We start from the raw sequence: 15,096 nt of genomic DNA on the forward strand, positions 1-15,096 counted from the left end.
GGCAACGGCGGCGCGCGTCCGCCGGGCCATGGCGCTCGCCCACTCGGCCAGGGCGGCAGGCCGCCGGGCGGGGGCGGCAACCGTCCCCCCGGCGGTGGTCGTGGCTAGCGCGGCGCGCCTGACGCGATAGCCAGGCGCGCATCGCCGAACCCGCCAATCGCTTGACGCATCGCACCAGACAACCCGGCTCCGGCCGGGTTTTTTTGCGGCCGTCGCTCGCCGGCCGTCGATGTCCTCGGCGTGACAGGACCTGTCATCACACGCCCAGGAAAACCCTGCGTTCGCTTTCCGTGACAAACGCCGGGTCGCTCACTATCATTGGATGGACCTTTTGTCCTTTGTGCCAATCGCGCGCCGGACATCGGCTGCCTGTCCCTCCGCGCATCACGCAAGCCTGGTTTCTTTTCTCAGACAATTAGTCATGCCTATCATTCGATCGATGCGCGTCCTCGACGTGCGCTTTCCGACTTCACGCCAGCTCGACGGCTCCGACGCGATGAATCCGGATCCCGATTATTCGGCCGCCTACGTCGTGCTCGAAACCGATCGCGACGGCCTGGAAGGGCACGGGCTGACCTTCACGATCGGCCGCGGCAACGAGATCTGCTGCGCGGCCATCGAGGCGATGCGCCATCTGGTGGTGGGTCTCGACCTGGACTGGATTCGCGAGGACATGGGCCGCTTCTGGCGCCACGTGACCTCGGACAGCCAACTGCGCTGGATCGGCCCGGACAAGGGGGCGATCCACCTAGCCACCGGCGCGGTGGTCAACGCCGCCTGGGACTTGTGGGCCAAGGCCGAGGGCAAGCCGCTGTGGCGCCTGGTGGCCGACATGACGCCCGAGCAATTCGTGCGCGCCATCGACTTTCGCTACCTGACCGATTGCCTGACGCAGGACGAGGCGCTGGCACTGCTGCGCAAGCAGGCGCCCGGCAAGGCCGAGCGGATCGCCACGCTCGAACGCGAGGGTTACGCCTGCTACACCACCTCGGCCGGCTGGCTCGGCTACAGCGACGACAAGCTGCGCCGGCTCTGCCATGAAGCGATCGACGCCGGCTTCAACCACGTGAAGCTGAAGGTGGGCGCGAACCTGGAGGACGACATCCGCCGCGTGACGATCGCGCGCGAGGTGATCGGCCCCGATCGCAAGCTGATGATCGACGCGAACCAGGTCTGGGAAGTGGACGAGGCGATCGACTGGGTGCGCGAGCTGGCCTTCGCCAAGCCCTGGTTCATCGAGGAACCCACCAGCCCCGACGACGTGGAAGGGCATCGCAAGATCCGCGAGGCGATCGGCCCGGTGCAGGTGGCCACCGGCGAGATGTGCCAGAACCGCGTGCTGTTCAAGCAGTTCATCGCGCGCGGCGCGATCGACGTGGTGCAGATCGATGCCTGCCGTCTCGGCGGCGTCAACGAGATCCTGGCGGTGATGCTGATGGCCGCGAAATACGGCTTGCCGGTATGCCCGCACGCGGGCGGCGTGGGCCTGTGCGAATACGTGCAGCACCTGGCGATGATCGACTACGTCGCGATCGCCGGCACGCGCGAGGGCCGCGTGATCGAGTATGTCGACCATCTTCACGAGCATTTCGTCGAGCCCTGCGTGGTGCGCGACGCGGCCTACATGCCGCCGAGCGCGCCCGGCTTCTCGATCGAGATGAAACCCGAATCGCTGGAGCAGTACCGGTTCCGAGGCTGAGGATACGGCCCGCCCATCGAGGCCGGCAGAACACGAACGACGGAGACGCGAAGTGGATTTGAATCTGCAGGACAGGGTCGTGATCGTGACCGGCGGCGCGTCGGGCATCGGCGCGGCGATTTCGATGCGGCTGGCCGGCGAGGGCGCGATTCCCGTGGTGTTCGCGCGCCAGGCGCCGGACGACGCGTTCTGGCAGGAACTCGTGGGCAAGCAGCCGCGCGCGGCCTTCTTCGCGGTCGAGCTGCAGGACGACGCGCAATGCCGCGAGGCGGTGGCGCAGGCCGTCGCCGGTTTCGGCCGCCTCGACGGCCTCGTCAACAACGCCGGCATCAACGACAGCATCGACCTCGACGCGGGGCGCGAGGCCTTCGTCGCCTCGCTCGAACGCAACCTGATCCACTACTACGTGATGGCGCATCACTGCGTGCCGCACCTGAAGGCGGCACGCGGCGCGATCGTCAACGTCTCGTCGAAGACGGCCGTCACCGGGCAGGGCAATACCAGCGGCTACTGCGCCTCGAAGGGCGCCCAGCTCTCGCTGACGCGCGAATGGGCGGTGGCGCTGCGCGAGGACGGCGTGCGCGTGAACGCGGTGATTCCGGCCGAGGTGATGACGCCGCTGTATCGCGACTGGATCGCCGGCTTCGACGATCCGCAAGCCAAGCTCGACGACATCGCCGGCAAGGTGCCGCTCGGCAGGCGCTTCACCACGGCCGGGGAGATCGCCGATACGGCCGTGTTCCTGTTGTCGGAGCGCGCCTCGCATACCACCGGCCAGTGGTTGTTCGTCGACGGCGGTTACACCCACCTCGATCGCGCGATCAGCTGAATGCAGCGGAACCCCGAACCCATGCCAACCGAATCGAACTCCGGCGCCGAACGCGCGCCCCTGATCGCGCTGAGCGGCATCAGCAAGCGCTTTCCCGGCGTGCTGGCGCTCGACGACTGCCGCTTCGACCTGCGCGCCGGCGAGGTGCATGCGCTGATGGGCGAGAACGGCGCCGGCAAGTCGACCCTGATGAAGATCCTGGCCGGCGTCTACCAGAAGGACGAGGGCGAGATCCGCATGGACGGCCGCGCGGTGGAGATCGCCGATCCGCGCACCGCGCAGGCGCTCGGCATCGGCATCATTCATCAGGAGCTGAACCTGATGAACCACCTGAGCGTGGCGCAGAACATCTTCATCGGCCGCGAGCCGCGCGGCCGCCTGGGCGTGTTCGTCGACGAGGAGCGGCTCAATCGCGACGCCGCGACGATCTTCGCGCGCATGCGCCTCGATCTCGATCCGCGCACGCCGGTGGGGCAACTGACGGTGGCGAAACAGCAGATGGTGGAGATCGCCAAGGCGCTGTCCTTCGACTCGCGCGTGCTGATCATGGACGAGCCCACCGCCGCGCTCAACAACGCCGAGATCGCCGAGCTGTTCCGCATCATCCGCGACCTGCTCGCCAACGGCGTGGGCATCGTCTACATCTCGCACAAGATGGACGAGCTGCGCCAGATCGCCGATCGCGTGACGGTGATGCGCGACGGCAAGTACGTGGCCACCGTGCCGATGGCCGGCACCTCGATGGACAGCATCATCTCGATGATGGTCGGCCGCCAGCTCGAAACGGAATCGCGCACGCCGCCCGATACCTCGGCCAACGAGGTCGCGCTGGAAGTGCGTGGCCTGTCGCGCGGCCGGGCGATCCGCGAGGTCGGCTTCACGCTGCGGCGCGGCGAGATCCTCGGCTTCGCCGGGCTGATGGGCGCGGGCCGCACGGAAGTGGCGCGCGCCGTGTTCGGCGCGGACCCGATCGACGCGGGCGAGATCCGCGTGCATGGCCGTGCGGTGACGATCCGCACGCCGGCCGACGCGGTGAAGTTCGGCATCGGCTACCTGTCCGAGGATCGCAAGCACTTCGGGCTCGCGGTCGGGCTGGACGTGCAGAACAACATCGCGCTGTCGAGCATGCGCCGCTTCCTGCGCCGCGGCCTGTTCCTCGACGCGCGCAAGATGCGCGACACCGCGCAGGGCTACGTGCGCCAACTGGCGATTCGCACGCCCTCGGTCACGCAGCCGGCGCGGCTGCTGTCGGGCGGCAACCAGCAGAAGATCGTGATCGCGAAATGGCTGCTGCGCGATTGCGACATCCTGTTTTTCGACGAGCCGACGCGCGGCATCGACGTCGGCGCCAAGAGCGAGATCTACAAGCTGCTCGATGCGCTGGCCGCCGCCGGCAAGGCGATCGTGATGATCTCCTCCGAACTGCCCGAGGTGCTGCGCATGAGCCACCGCATCCTGGTGATGTGCGAAGGCCGTGTCACGGGCGAGCTGAGCGCGGCCGAGGCCACGCAGGAAAAGATCATGCAGCTCGCCACGCAGCGCGAATCGACCGTCCTGTCCTGACCCAGCCGACCCAGACGCCCAAAGCCATCATGTCCAACGATACGCATCCCGTCCCGCCCCTCGCTTCCGGCGAGACGCCCGCCACCGCCTCCAGCCTGCGGGCCCGCTTCTTCAATCCGGCCGCGCGCCAGAAGCTGCTGGCCTTCGCCAGCCTGCTGCTGCTGATCGTGTTCTTCAGCATCGCCTCCTCGAACTTCCTGGAGGTCGACAACCTGGTGTCGATCCTGCAGGCGACCGCCGTGAACGGCGTGCTCGCGGTGGCCTGCACCTACGTGATCATCACCTCCGGCATCGACCTCTCGGTCGGCACCCTGATGACCTTCTGCGCGGTGATGGCCGGCGTGGTGCTGACCAACTGGGGCATGCCGCTGCCGCTCGGGATCCTGGCCGCGCTGCTGTTCGGCGCGCTGTCCGGCTGCGTGTCGGGCTTCGTGATCGCGAAGATGAAGGTGCCGCCCTTCATCGCCACGCTGGGCATGATGATGCTGCTCAAGGGCCTGTCGCTGGTGATCTCGGGCACGCGCCCGATCTACTTCAACGACACGCCCGGCTTTACCGCGATCGCGCAGGATTCGCTGATCGGCAACCTGATCCCGGCGCTGCCGATCCCCAACGCGGTGCTGATCCTGTTCCTGGTCGCGATCGGCGCCTCGATCGTGCTCAACAAGACCCTGTTCGGCCGCTACACCTTCGCGCTCGGCAGCAACGAGGAGGCGCTGCGGCTGTCGGGCGTGAACGTGGACGCCTGGAAGATCGCCGTCTATACCTTCAGCGGCGCGGTATGCGGGATCGCCGGGCTGCTGATCGCCTCGCGCCTCAATTCCGCCCAGCCGGCGCTCGGCCAGGGCTACGAGCTCGACGCGATCGCCGCCGTGGTGATCGGCGGCACCTCGCTGTCGGGCGGCGCGGGCAGCATCCTCGGCACCATCATCGGCGCGTTCATCATGAGCGTGCTGACCAACGGCCTGCGCATCATGTCGGTGGCGCAGGAGTGGCAGACCGTCGTGACGGGCGTGATCATCATCCTGGCCGTCTACGTCGACATCCTGCGTCGTCGGCGCCGCTGACGCGCGCGGGCATGCGCTTCACCGCCGGTTCCGGCCGGCATCCCACTCGATACGAAAAAAGGAGACGCGAAGTGATCAGGAGCAAGCTGTTGAATGCGGTGGTGGGCATGACGTTCGCGGTCGGCCTCGCGGCCGGCGCGCAGGCGCAGGAAACCTATATCCCGCTGATCTCGAAGGGCTTCCAGCATCAGTTCTGGCAGGCCGTGAAGGCCGGCGCGATGCAGGCCGCCGCCGACTACAAGGTGAAGGTGAGCTTCGAGGGGCCCGAGACCGAGGCGATGGTGGACAAGCAGATCGACATGCTGTCGGCCGCGATCGCCAAGAAGCCGGCCGCGCTCGGCTTCGCGGCGCTCGACAGCAAGGCCGCGCTGCCGCTGCTGAAGAAGGCCCAGGCCCAGAAGATCCCGGTGATCGCCTTCGACTCGGGCGTCGACAGCGACATCCCGGTCACCACCGCCGCCACCAACAACAAGGCCGCCGCGGCGCTGGCCGCCGACAAGCTCGCCTCGCTGATCGGCGACGAGGGCGAGGTGGCGGTGGTCGCGCACGACCAGACCAGCCGCACCGGCATCGACCGGCGCGACGGCTTCCTGGAGCGCATGAAGGCGGCGCACCCGAAGGTGCAGATCGTCACCGTGCAATACGGCGAGGGCGACCAGCTGAAGTCGACCGAGGTGACCAAGTCGATCCTGCAGGCCTATCCGAAGCTCAAGGGCCTGTTCGGCACCAATGAAGGCTCGGCGATCGGCGTGGTGAACGGCGTGCGCGAGATGAAGCGCAAGGTGGTGATCGTCGGCTACGACTCGGGCAAGCAGCAGAAGGACGCGATCCGCAGCGGGCTGATGGCCGGCGCGATCACGCAAAACCCGGTCGGCATCGGCTACAAGACGGTCGAGGCGGCGGTCAAGGCGATCAAGGGCGAGAAGCTGCCGAAGGTGATCGATACCGGCTTCTACTGGTACGACAAGAGCAATATCGACGATCCGAAGATCGCCGCGGCGCTGTACGACTGAACCCGCGTATCGCGTCGTCGTTGCATCGGGCGGCACGCCGATGCGACGGCACGCGATGTTTCGGAACGAAACCGCCCAGCAAGGCCCAGGCATGTCCATCCAGCCGATCCAGAACCGTCGCCTCTACCAGCAGATCGCCGACAAGCTCGGTGCCCTGATCGAGGCCGGCGATTTCCCGCCGGGCAGCTACCTGCCGCCCGAGCGCGAGCTGGCCGAGCAGTTCGGCGTGTCGCGCACCTCGGTGCGCGAGGCGCTGATCGCGCTCGAGGTGAGCGGGCGCGTCAGCGTGCGCGTGGGCGATGGTGTGAAGGTGCGCCAGCCCGAGGCGGGCGCGACGGCGGCTGCGCTGCCGGCGCGTGCCGCCGCGTCCGGGCTTCCCGATGCGCCGGACAGGAAGCTCGCGCCGTTGGGCATCGTCGAGGTGGACCCCGAGCTCGGCATCGCGCTCGACCTCGATACCGAGATTCCGCCGTTCGCGCTGCTGCAGGCGCGCCGGCTGATCGAGCCGGAAGCCGCGGCGCTCGCCGCGAAGCACGGCTCGCAGACGCAGATCGCGGCGATCCACGCCGCCTTCCTGCGCAACCAGGAAGACAACCGCAGCGGCTCGCTCACCCATCCCGGCGACCGGCTGTTCCATATCCGCATCGCCGAGGCCAGCGACAATCCCGCCTACGCGCTGATCATCAAGCAACTGCTCGCGCATAAATACGATCCGATGTTCCGGCGCCTGCAGTCGCTGTACATGTCGAACGACATGCCGCATCGCTCGGAGCTGGAGCATCGCGAGATTCTCGACGCGATCCGCGCGCGCGATGCCGGTGCGGCGCGCCGCGCGATGGCCGGGCATCTGGACGAGGTGGTGCGGATCTTCGGGCGGGCGATGGATTGAGCGGTTCGCGGCCTTCGAGATCGAGGCCGCGCCGATCGGTCGAGCTCAGGTCTGGAGATATCGGATGTTCGAGAACTGGACCAGCACATTGGTCGATGAGGAGAACAGCGGTGCAGGCGCCGTGTCCGCGACGATCCGGAGCAGCGAGTAGGACGTGATCCCCTGCACCGTGACCGGATCGAAGTAATACGCCGCCGCTTCCGAGCCGATATCGTGGAAATCGAAGCGGCGCAGCCGGAACGTATCGTCGAAATAGAAGGTCTGCACCGTGCTGTGCGTTGGGATGCGGACCGGGAACACGGCGCGCAGGGCGCGCCACGGCGTCGACCCGTATTCGGTGTGCGGCGCGACTTCCTGGACCTGGACATCGGGTTCGGCCAGCAGGAACGGCAAGCTCAGGTATTCGAAGGTCGCGTAGCCGATGAAGCACAGCTCGTCGAGCGTATCCCAGGGATCGGTGGGAGCCTGCGATTGCAGCACCTGGAAGACGCCGCTGCGTTGCGCCACCACCCTGCCGTTGTCGTCCTCGATCCAGACGCGCTGCGGGGTATAGATGCCGCGATACCCCGGCTTCGGATACGGAGAGACTTCGACGCTCACGGCGCGCGGGTCGGCTCGCAATGTCACGTTCTGCAGGTTGACGGGCGACTGCTTGAGCTGGAACACCGGCCCCCCGGCGACGATTTGCGCCTCGATGCGCTTGACGGTTTGCCAGGCGGCCAGTCCGCCGTGCGCTTGCAGCACGTTGTCGAGCAACGAACTTCGGGAGGCGGAAGCGGTAGCCGCGCGAGCCGGCGTTGCGGGAAGGGCGACGGGTGCGATCAGCGTGGCCGCGCCGGCGGCGAGAATGCCACGTCGAGTCAGATCGATGGTCATGTCGAATCCAGTCAGTGAGGCTGCTTAGGGTTGCTTGCCATGCCCGGCGGCGTGGTCTATTCGGCGCGAGGCATGGCAGCGGCGCGATGGCGAGGTGCCGAGGTGGAGCTAGAGCACGCGCGAGAGGAACCCCTGCATGCGCAGGGCGATCTCCTCGCTCTTGTCGGCCAGCGCGCAGTGGCCGCTATCGGTCAGGTGGATCTCGGCCTTGGGCACCACTTCGCGATACCGCAACTGGCTGTCGGCGGGGAACAGGATGTCGTTCTTGCCGCTCACGACCAGCGTCGGTGGCTGGTGCGCGCGCAGATAGTCCTGGGCATTCTTGAGCGCGGGGCCGTTGGTGCGAATGTCGTAGAGCAGGTCGAGCGAAATGTCCGCCGCGCCGGGGCGTTGCAGCGAGGCATGATCGACTTGCCACAGCCCGGGATCGATCAGCGAGGTGTCGCTTACGCCGGTGGTGTACAGGTCGCGAACCACGTCGAGCGTCAGATAGTGCTGCCTCACCTGTTCGCGGCTCTCCGTCGTGCCGTCCTTCCAGTAAGGCAGGAGCGGGCCGAACCAAGGACTGGCGCCCAGGAATAGCGGGTTGTTTTGCGCGATCAGGGCCTTCATCCGGCCTGGCGTCTTCAGCATCACGCGATAACCGACGAGGCCGCCGAAATCCGTCGCGTACAGCGCATATTCCTCGATGCCGACCTTGTCGACGAGCTTGCCGATGGTTTCGCCCAGGGCATCGAAGGTATAGACGCCGTGCGAGCGATCGGGAACGTCGCTGTTGCCGAAGCCGGGATAGTCCGGCGCGAAGACGTGGTAGTTCGCGGACAACTCGCGGATCAGGTCGCGAAACATCGCCGAAGAGGATGGCCAGCCGGGCAGCAGCAGGACGACCGGCGCACCTGGCGCGCCGGCTTCGCGATAGAAGACCGATGTTCCGTCGATATCCACCGTGCGATATCGGGTTGGGAATGCCGGATTGCCGGCAAGCGAGGATCGTGTGTTCGCGCCGGCGGCCCCGGCGGATCGGGGTTTGGCCGACGCTGCGCTGGAGGCGGCCATGGCTGCGGCGCCCGCGAGCAAACTCGTGGTGAAGGAACGGCGGGTAATCATGAAGGGCTTGTCCTGCGAAGGTTGAAACAGAACCAGCCGTCATCGCGACAGGCCATCATCGTGACGAAGTCTGGGGCGAATCGACATCCGCCGATCCGGCCGGCGGATGCCAGTGTCAATACGGCTGCCGCGACACCGGTGGTAGTCAGGCGCCGAGGTGCAGCGAGACATGTTCCAGCTTTCGGTTGTCGGTCGACCACAGTTGTTCGACTTGCCGCGCCAGCGGATCGGGGAAGATGTAGTCCTGCCCTTCGGCAATACCCTTCACGATGTTGGCGGCGGCGTGCTCGGGCGTTGCCTTGTCCGGATACGGTACGTCCCTGGCGAGCACGGTCTCGATCGGGCCGGGATAGATGCCGATCACGGCGATGCGATGCTTTTCCAGCGAGCCGCGCAGCGATTGGGTCAGCGAGTGCAGGGCCGCCTTGGAGGCCGAGTAGCCGGCCATCAGGGGCACGGCCGACAGGCCGACCACGCTGCAGATGTTCGCGATGGTGCCGCCTTGGCGCGCCACGAACCGAGGCGTGAATGCCCGAAGGACGCGCAGCGTTCCGAAGTAGTTCGTTCGCATGTCGTCCTCGAAGCTTTCCCAGTCGTTGTCGAGGTAGTTGCCGAAGGCCAGCGTGCCGGCGTTGTTGATGAGGACGTCCACGTCATGCGCAGCGGTGGCCGCTGCCTGTACCGAGGCGTCGCTGGTGATGTCCATCTGCAGCGGAACCACGCGCGAGTCGCCGAACGGCGGCAGTGCCTGCAAGTCCCGCGCCGCGGCATAGACCTTGGCCACGTCGGTGTCCAGCAATGCCTTCACGATGGCGGCGCCGATGCCACGATTCGCACCGCTTACCAATACGATTCTGTTCGAGAGCGTCATGAGCTTCTCCTGATATCCGGGTACTTGTTGCCTGGGGAAAGCGTCTGTCGGGCGTTGTGAGCGATCGTCAGGACAGGACGATCGACTCGATATCGAGTCGGAAGATGGACGGCGCGGTGAGCAGCGTCCGGCCGCTCGGCTCGCGGTGCACCACGCGCCGGTGGGTAGGAAAAATGAAGCCGTCGAAGTCCTGGTGGTCGAATGTGTAGTGCGCGGCGGTACCACGGCTGACCTCGGGTGCGTAGTCGTTGCGCACGAGATGGCCCGCATCGTTGAAGTAGAACTTCTGTTCCGGGCAGTGAACGTGGATGTCGGGCGGGAACCGGACCTCGAGCACGCGCCAGCTTTCCCCGTGTTCCTCGTGCGGCGCGACTTCTTCGCAATGCACGCCGTCGCTTGCCAACAGGAACGGCATCGTCATGTAGTTGCGCAGCGCGTAGCCGATGAAATAGAGCAATTGGCTCTCGCTCCATGGCGACTGCCGATCATGAGCCTCGAACGACTTGCGCGGCGTGTCGAGCAGGGTCGTCGGCACGCCGGCATCGGTCTCGATCCTGACGCTGCCGTCGTCGAACACGCCTCGGCTGCCGGGGAACGGAAACGGCGTGATCAGGGTTCTCGGATGGCGGGCATCGATCTTGACCAGCACGTTCCTCAGGCCTTGTGGCTGCCGCTTGAATGCGAGAGCGCTCCCACGCAACGTCAGCCGGAAGTCGATCGTGTTGACGCGGCGCCAGTTGTCCAGGCCGCCATGTGCGTGAAGTACCTTTTCCAGAAGCTCGGTCATTGAGTATTGGATCCTTGTGGTTAGGCGGTAGCCTGTTCAGCGACTCACACTTCGAGCCCGACGCTGGCACGGCAAAAGTAAACGAAGTCGTTTACATCGATGCATTTGTAAACGGTGTCGTTTACTTTGTCAACTGAATTTGCTATAAGTACGCCTGGACTTCACGAGGATGACGAAATGGAGCAGGGCGACGAAATGGAGGGCAAGAAGCTCGAGATCGTGAAATATGCGTTCGATCGCTTCTACGAGGCCGGCTTCCATGCGACGGGGATGGAGGCTGCGCTGGCCGGCAGCGGCATTTCCAAGCGCACGCTGTACAAGTACTTCCCGTCGAAGGAAGAACTGATCGAGGCCGTGCTGCAGCTCTACAGCAATGGCGTCGTGCATGCGCTGTTCGATCCGGTTGCGCATATCAGCGACCCGCGGGAGCAGATCGTCGAGTTCTTCGACGTGCGCAAGATCACGGGCCGGATGTTGACGCGCGGATGCCTGGGCACGAAGGCGGCGCAGGAATACGCGGGCAAGCACGATGGCATCGTCGAACTCGGTATCGCGGCCGGTGCGCGCGGTGAAGTGAAGTTTCTCGAGCTCTGCAAACGTGCCGGTTTCGCCAGGCCGCAGCGCCTTGCCAAGCAGCTCAATCTGTTGCTTCAGGGCGCCCTGGCGCTGTCGCATGCCTCGGGGGAGACTTCGGCGTTCCTGTTGGCGAAGGATGCGGCGGCGGCGATCCTGGAGCAGGCGCCGTTGGTGCCGTCCGCGCGCGAGGGCGCATAGCGGAGGTGGTGCGGCGCCGGATCCGGGGCGAGGAAGCCAGTCTGGCGGCGGTTTCGACCGGACGTGAGCTGGCCGGCGGATGGGTCGGGCTTGTGCTGCGGATCTCGCTTCCCCCAAAGATTCTTCAAAAAACCGCTTGACTCTCTATCTTCCAGTAGATAAATTACGACCCATGGAAACGAAAACGCCAGTCCGCGAACAGGTTCTCGAACACGCCATCGAGCTGATCATGCTCCTCGGCTACAACGGGTTCAGCTATCGCGATCTGTCGGAGCGGGTGGGGGTGAAGACCTCGAGCATCCACTACTACTTTCCATCGAAGGACGACCTGGTGCTCGAAGCGGTGCGCGAGTACAGCGAGACGGTGATGAACGGCGTCGCGGCCATTTCCCCCTCGCTGCCGGCCGACGAGAAGCTCAGCCGCTACACGAAGCTGTTCGGCAAGACGCTCGGCGACGGCAACCAGATCTGCCTGTGCGGCATGCTGGCGGCGGATATCGAATCGCTGCCCGAGCCGGTGCGGCAGGCGGTGCAGGCGTTCTTCAACGCGAACGAGCAATGGCTCGCGGCGCTGCTGGAGCAGGGCGCGGCCGACGGCACGCTGGTGTTCAGCGGCAAGCCCGAACATGCGGCGCGCACCTTGTACGCCGCGTTCCAGGGCGCGGTGCTGGCGAGCCGGCTGTTCAAGTCGAAGGCGCGCCTGGACGAAGTCGAGAAGGCGTGGAAGAAAGCGCCCTGACGCGGCGGAGGTAGGTAAAAAGATCGAAAGGCGGTTCACCGCTTTTTTATTGAAGCTGGTTATCTATCTATTGATAGATAAAAATGCAGGAAACGACGCAGACGGAAACGTCTGCATTTTTTGAGTCGTGTTCTCTATCTAGTAGTCGATAGTGGTGCGACAGGCAGTTCAGCCGGCGATGGCGGAAAGGGTTCCGCCCCGGCCTGGTTCATTCATCCAACAGGAGTCAGTCATGTCGATCGAAAACGTTCTGTACCGCGCCCATGCCCACGCCACCGGTGGCCGCGACGGCCGCGCCGTGGTGCCCGAAGGCAAGCTGGATTTCAAGCTGGTCACGCCGCGCGAGCTCGGCGGCGCCGGCGGCGAAGGCGCGAACCCGGAACAACTGTTCGCGGCCGGCTACAGCGCCTGCTTCCTCGGCGCGATGAAGTTCGTCGCGGCGCGCGACAAGATCAAGATCCCGGCCGACGTCGCGATCGACGGCAGCGTCGGCATCGGCGCGATCCCGAACGGCTTCGGCATCGAGGTGGAACTGAAGATCTCGCTGCCCGGCATGGAGCGCGAAGCGGCCCAGGCACTGATCGAGAAGGCGCACATCGTCTGCCCGTACTCGAACGCGACGCGCGGCAACATCGACGTCACGCTCACGCTGGTCTGATCGCCGGCGCTCGCTTCTCCCCGCATCGAAATCCGCCATCCAGGCCAAACCATTCGGGCCCATTGCCCAGGAGTCCATCATGAAGATCGTCAAACCGCTGCTGATTGCCGTCGCGATTGCCGCCGCCAGTTCCGCGTTCGCCGCCGGCACGGCCGGCTCGCACACCCCGTCGGCCGCGCCGGTCGACCAGCCCGATGCGGTCACGAGCCGCTTCCTCGCCGCCCTCAACAGCCAGAAGGGCCCGGGCCTCGAGACCCTGTCGCCGGAAAAGGCGCGGCAGGTGCTGGTGGGTGCGCAGAACAGCGTGAAGGTCGATCTGTCGGGCATCGAGGTGTCGAACCGCACCATCGAACAGGACGGCCTGAGCGTGCCGGTCACGATCGTGCGTCCGGAAGGCGTGAAGGGCAACCCGCCGGTGTTCATGTTCTTCCACGGCGGCGGCTGGATCCTCGGCGACTTCCCGACCCACGAGCGGCTGGTGCGAGACCTGGTGGTGCAATCCGGCGCGGTGGCGGTGTTCGTGAACTACACGCCTTCGCCGGAAGCGCAGTACCCGGTGGCGATCAACCAGGCCTATGCCGCCACCAAGTGGGTGGCCGCGCACGGCGACGAGATCGGCGTGGACGGCAGCCGCCTGGCGGTGGTGGGCAACAGCGTGGGCGGCAACATGGCGGCGGTGGTGGCCCTGATGGCGAAGGACAAGGGCGGCCCGGCGATCCGCTTCCAGGGCCTGCTCTGGCCGGTGACGGACCACAACTTCAACGACGGCTCCTACGTCGCGTACCAGAAGGATCACTTCCTGACGCGGCCGATGATGAAGTGGTTCTGGGACGCGTACACGAAGAAGGAAGCGCAACGCAACGAGATCTACGCCTCGCCGCTGCGCGCCTCGCTCGACGAGCTGAAGGGCCTGCCGCCCGCGCTGATCCAGGTCGCGCAGTTCGACGTGCTGCGTGACGAGGGCGAAGCCTATGGCCGCAAGCTCGACGCGGCCGGCGTGGAGGCTGCCACCACGCGCTACGACGGCACCATCCATGACTTCGGACTGCTGAACGCGCTGGCCGAGGATCCGGCCACCAAGGCGGCGATGAAGGCGATGGCCAACGAGCTGAAGACGCGCCTGAACTGAAGCGTCGCGCCTCGATGACACGGCCCGGCCGCGCTGGCATGCGCGGCCGGGCCGTTTTCATGTCCAGCGGTTCCGGTGCATGCGAGCGTCGCCGATAACCCACATTCGAGCCCCTCGGGCGCGCCGCATTGGCGATCGGCCCGCGCGACGCGTTATGCTTGGCGGTTTCGGATCTCACGGACAGGCGGACATGACATCAATGCCCAGGTCGCGCGGCGGCAAGCAGGCGGAAGGCGAGACGCCGGCCGAGCCCGGCGCGGACAGGACCGAATCGGTCGCGGCGGTCGGCAAGGTCTTCACGATCCTGTCGGCGCTCGGCGCGAGCGGCACGGCGGGCGCGGCGGAATTGTCCCAGCAATTGGGCATGTCGCGGCCGGTGGTGCAGCGCCTGCTGCAGACGCTCGAGTCGCTCGGCTACGTGGCGCGCGTGGCCGGCGAGGATGGCGCGGGCGAGCACTACCGGCTTGCGATCCGTCTGTTCGAGCTCGGTGCCAAGGCACTGGAGAGTGTCGACCTGGTGCGCGAGGCCGATCTCGAGATGCGCCGCATCGCCTCGATGACGCGCGAGGCGATCCACCTCGGCGCGCTCGACGAGGACGCCATCATCTACATCCACAAGATCGATGCCGATTACGGGCTGCGCATGCAGTCGCGCGTCGGCCGCCGCAACCCGCTGTACAGCACCGCGATCGGCAAGGTGCTGCTGGCCTTCATGCCCGAGGACGAAGTGCGCGAGACGCTCGCGCGCGTCGAGTTCAAGCCTTCCACCGCGCGCACGCTCGGCTCGGCCGAGGCGCTGGTCGCGATCCTGCCGCAGGTTCGGCGGCAGGCTTACGGCGAGGACGACGAGGAGCAGGAGGAAGGGCTGCGCTGTCTCGCGGCGCCGATCTTCAATCGCTTCGGCAATGCCGTCGCGGCGCTGTCGATCTCGTTTCCCACCATGCGCTGCGGCGCGAACACGCGTACCCACTACGTCGAATTGCTGCGCGAGGCCGCCCAGGCGATCTCGGCGCGGATCGGCTATCGCGGCCCCTGGCCCGCGTCGCGCTGAGCGGCGGCGCGCGGCAGGCATGGCCATCGGCGCCGCCGCGATTT

The 15,096-nt window shown here is 66.2% G+C and carries 15 protein-coding genes; 11 read left to right on the top strand and 4 right to left on the bottom strand.

The window, feature by feature from the left end:
• Positions 1-421: 421 nt before the first annotated feature.
• The 6 genes from F3J18_RS00005 (at position 422) to F3J18_RS00030 (ending at position 7,060) form a co-directional block, all read left to right on the top strand.
• A complete protein-coding gene (locus F3J18_RS00005) occupies positions 422-1,699 on the top strand; it encodes an L-fuconate dehydratase (protein ID WP_166910567.1) in 1,278 nt (425 codons plus the stop codon).
• Positions 1,700-1,751: 52 nt separating this feature from the next.
• Entirely contained in the window at positions 1,752-2,528 is a 777-nt protein-coding gene (locus tag F3J18_RS00010) for an SDR family oxidoreductase (RefSeq protein WP_166910569.1), read from the top strand.
• Positions 2,529-4,091 carry a sugar ABC transporter ATP-binding protein gene (locus F3J18_RS00015; protein ID WP_166910571.1) on the top strand — a complete coding sequence of 521 codons (1,563 nt, stop codon included), beginning with the start codon at positions 2,529-2,531 and terminating at the stop codon, positions 4,089-4,091.
• A 29-nt stretch (positions 4,092-4,120) separates the two neighbouring features.
• Entirely contained in the window at positions 4,121-5,158 is a 1,038-nt protein-coding gene (locus tag F3J18_RS00020) for an ABC transporter permease (RefSeq protein ID WP_025102230.1), read from the top strand.
• A 71-nt stretch (positions 5,159-5,229) separates the two neighbouring features.
• Positions 5,230-6,171 carry an ABC transporter substrate-binding protein gene (locus tag F3J18_RS00025; protein ID WP_166910573.1) on the top strand — a complete coding sequence of 314 codons (942 nt, stop codon included), beginning with the start codon at positions 5,230-5,232 and terminating at the stop codon, positions 6,169-6,171.
• Between the two features lie 91 nt (positions 6,172-6,262).
• Positions 6,263-7,060 carry a FadR/GntR family transcriptional regulator gene (locus F3J18_RS00030; protein ID WP_166910575.1) on the top strand — a complete coding sequence of 266 codons (798 nt, stop codon included), beginning with the start codon at positions 6,263-6,265 and terminating at the stop codon, positions 7,058-7,060.
• 45 nt (positions 7,061-7,105) lie between these two features.
• On the opposite strand, the gene F3J18_RS00035 is transcribed toward F3J18_RS00030, so the two are convergent.
• From F3J18_RS00035 to F3J18_RS00050, 4 genes are all read right to left on the bottom strand, one after another.
• Positions 7,106-7,936 carry a hypothetical protein gene (locus tag F3J18_RS00035; protein ID WP_166910565.1) on the bottom strand — a complete coding sequence of 277 codons (831 nt, stop codon included), beginning with the start codon at positions 7,934-7,936 and terminating at the stop codon, positions 7,106-7,108.
• A 108-nt stretch (positions 7,937-8,044) separates the two neighbouring features.
• Complete coding sequence (locus tag F3J18_RS00040) at positions 8,045-9,043, bottom strand: alpha/beta hydrolase (protein WP_166910577.1); 999 nt, start codon at positions 9,041-9,043, stop codon at positions 8,045-8,047.
• A 145-nt stretch (positions 9,044-9,188) separates the two neighbouring features.
• Positions 9,189-9,914, bottom strand: a complete 726-nt coding sequence (locus F3J18_RS00045; RefSeq protein ID WP_166910579.1) for an SDR family NAD(P)-dependent oxidoreductase — start codon at positions 9,912-9,914, stop codon at positions 9,189-9,191.
• Positions 9,915-9,981: 67 nt separating this feature from the next.
• A complete protein-coding gene (locus tag F3J18_RS00050; RefSeq protein ID WP_166910581.1) occupies positions 9,982-10,701 on the bottom strand; it encodes a hypothetical protein in 720 nt (239 codons plus the stop codon).
• Between the two features lie 177 nt (positions 10,702-10,878).
• On the opposite strand from F3J18_RS00050, the gene F3J18_RS00055 reads away from it, so the two are divergent.
• The 5 genes from F3J18_RS00055 (at position 10,879) to kdgR (ending at position 15,052) form a co-directional block, all read left to right on the top strand.
• A complete protein-coding gene (locus F3J18_RS00055) occupies positions 10,879-11,475 on the top strand; it encodes a TetR/AcrR family transcriptional regulator (protein ID WP_205194069.1) in 597 nt (198 codons plus the stop codon).
• A 172-nt stretch (positions 11,476-11,647) separates the two neighbouring features.
• Positions 11,648-12,214 carry a TetR/AcrR family transcriptional regulator gene (locus F3J18_RS00060; RefSeq protein ID WP_025100761.1) on the top strand — a complete coding sequence of 189 codons (567 nt, stop codon included), beginning with the start codon at positions 11,648-11,650 and terminating at the stop codon, positions 12,212-12,214.
• A gap of 232 nt (positions 12,215-12,446) precedes the next feature.
• Positions 12,447-12,872, top strand: coding sequence for an organic hydroperoxide resistance protein (locus tag F3J18_RS00065; RefSeq protein WP_013688918.1), 426 nt, complete (start codon positions 12,447-12,449; stop codon positions 12,870-12,872).
• A 79-nt stretch (positions 12,873-12,951) separates the two neighbouring features.
• The gene (locus F3J18_RS00070; protein WP_025100762.1) at positions 12,952-14,001 is read left to right on the top strand and encodes an alpha/beta hydrolase; all 1,050 of its coding nucleotides are present in this window, start codon (positions 12,952-12,954) and stop codon (positions 13,999-14,001) included.
• Positions 14,002-14,191: 190 nt separating this feature from the next.
• Positions 14,192-15,052, top strand: coding sequence for a DNA-binding transcriptional regulator KdgR (gene kdgR, locus F3J18_RS00075; protein ID WP_166910583.1), 861 nt, complete (start codon positions 14,192-14,194; stop codon positions 15,050-15,052).
• Positions 15,053-15,096 lie beyond the last annotated feature (44 nt).

It is taken from the genome of Burkholderia sp. Ax-1720 (assembly GCF_011753035.1).
In the GTDB taxonomy this organism is placed as follows: Bacteria; Pseudomonadota; Gammaproteobacteria; order Burkholderiales; family Burkholderiaceae; genus Burkholderia; species Burkholderia gladioli.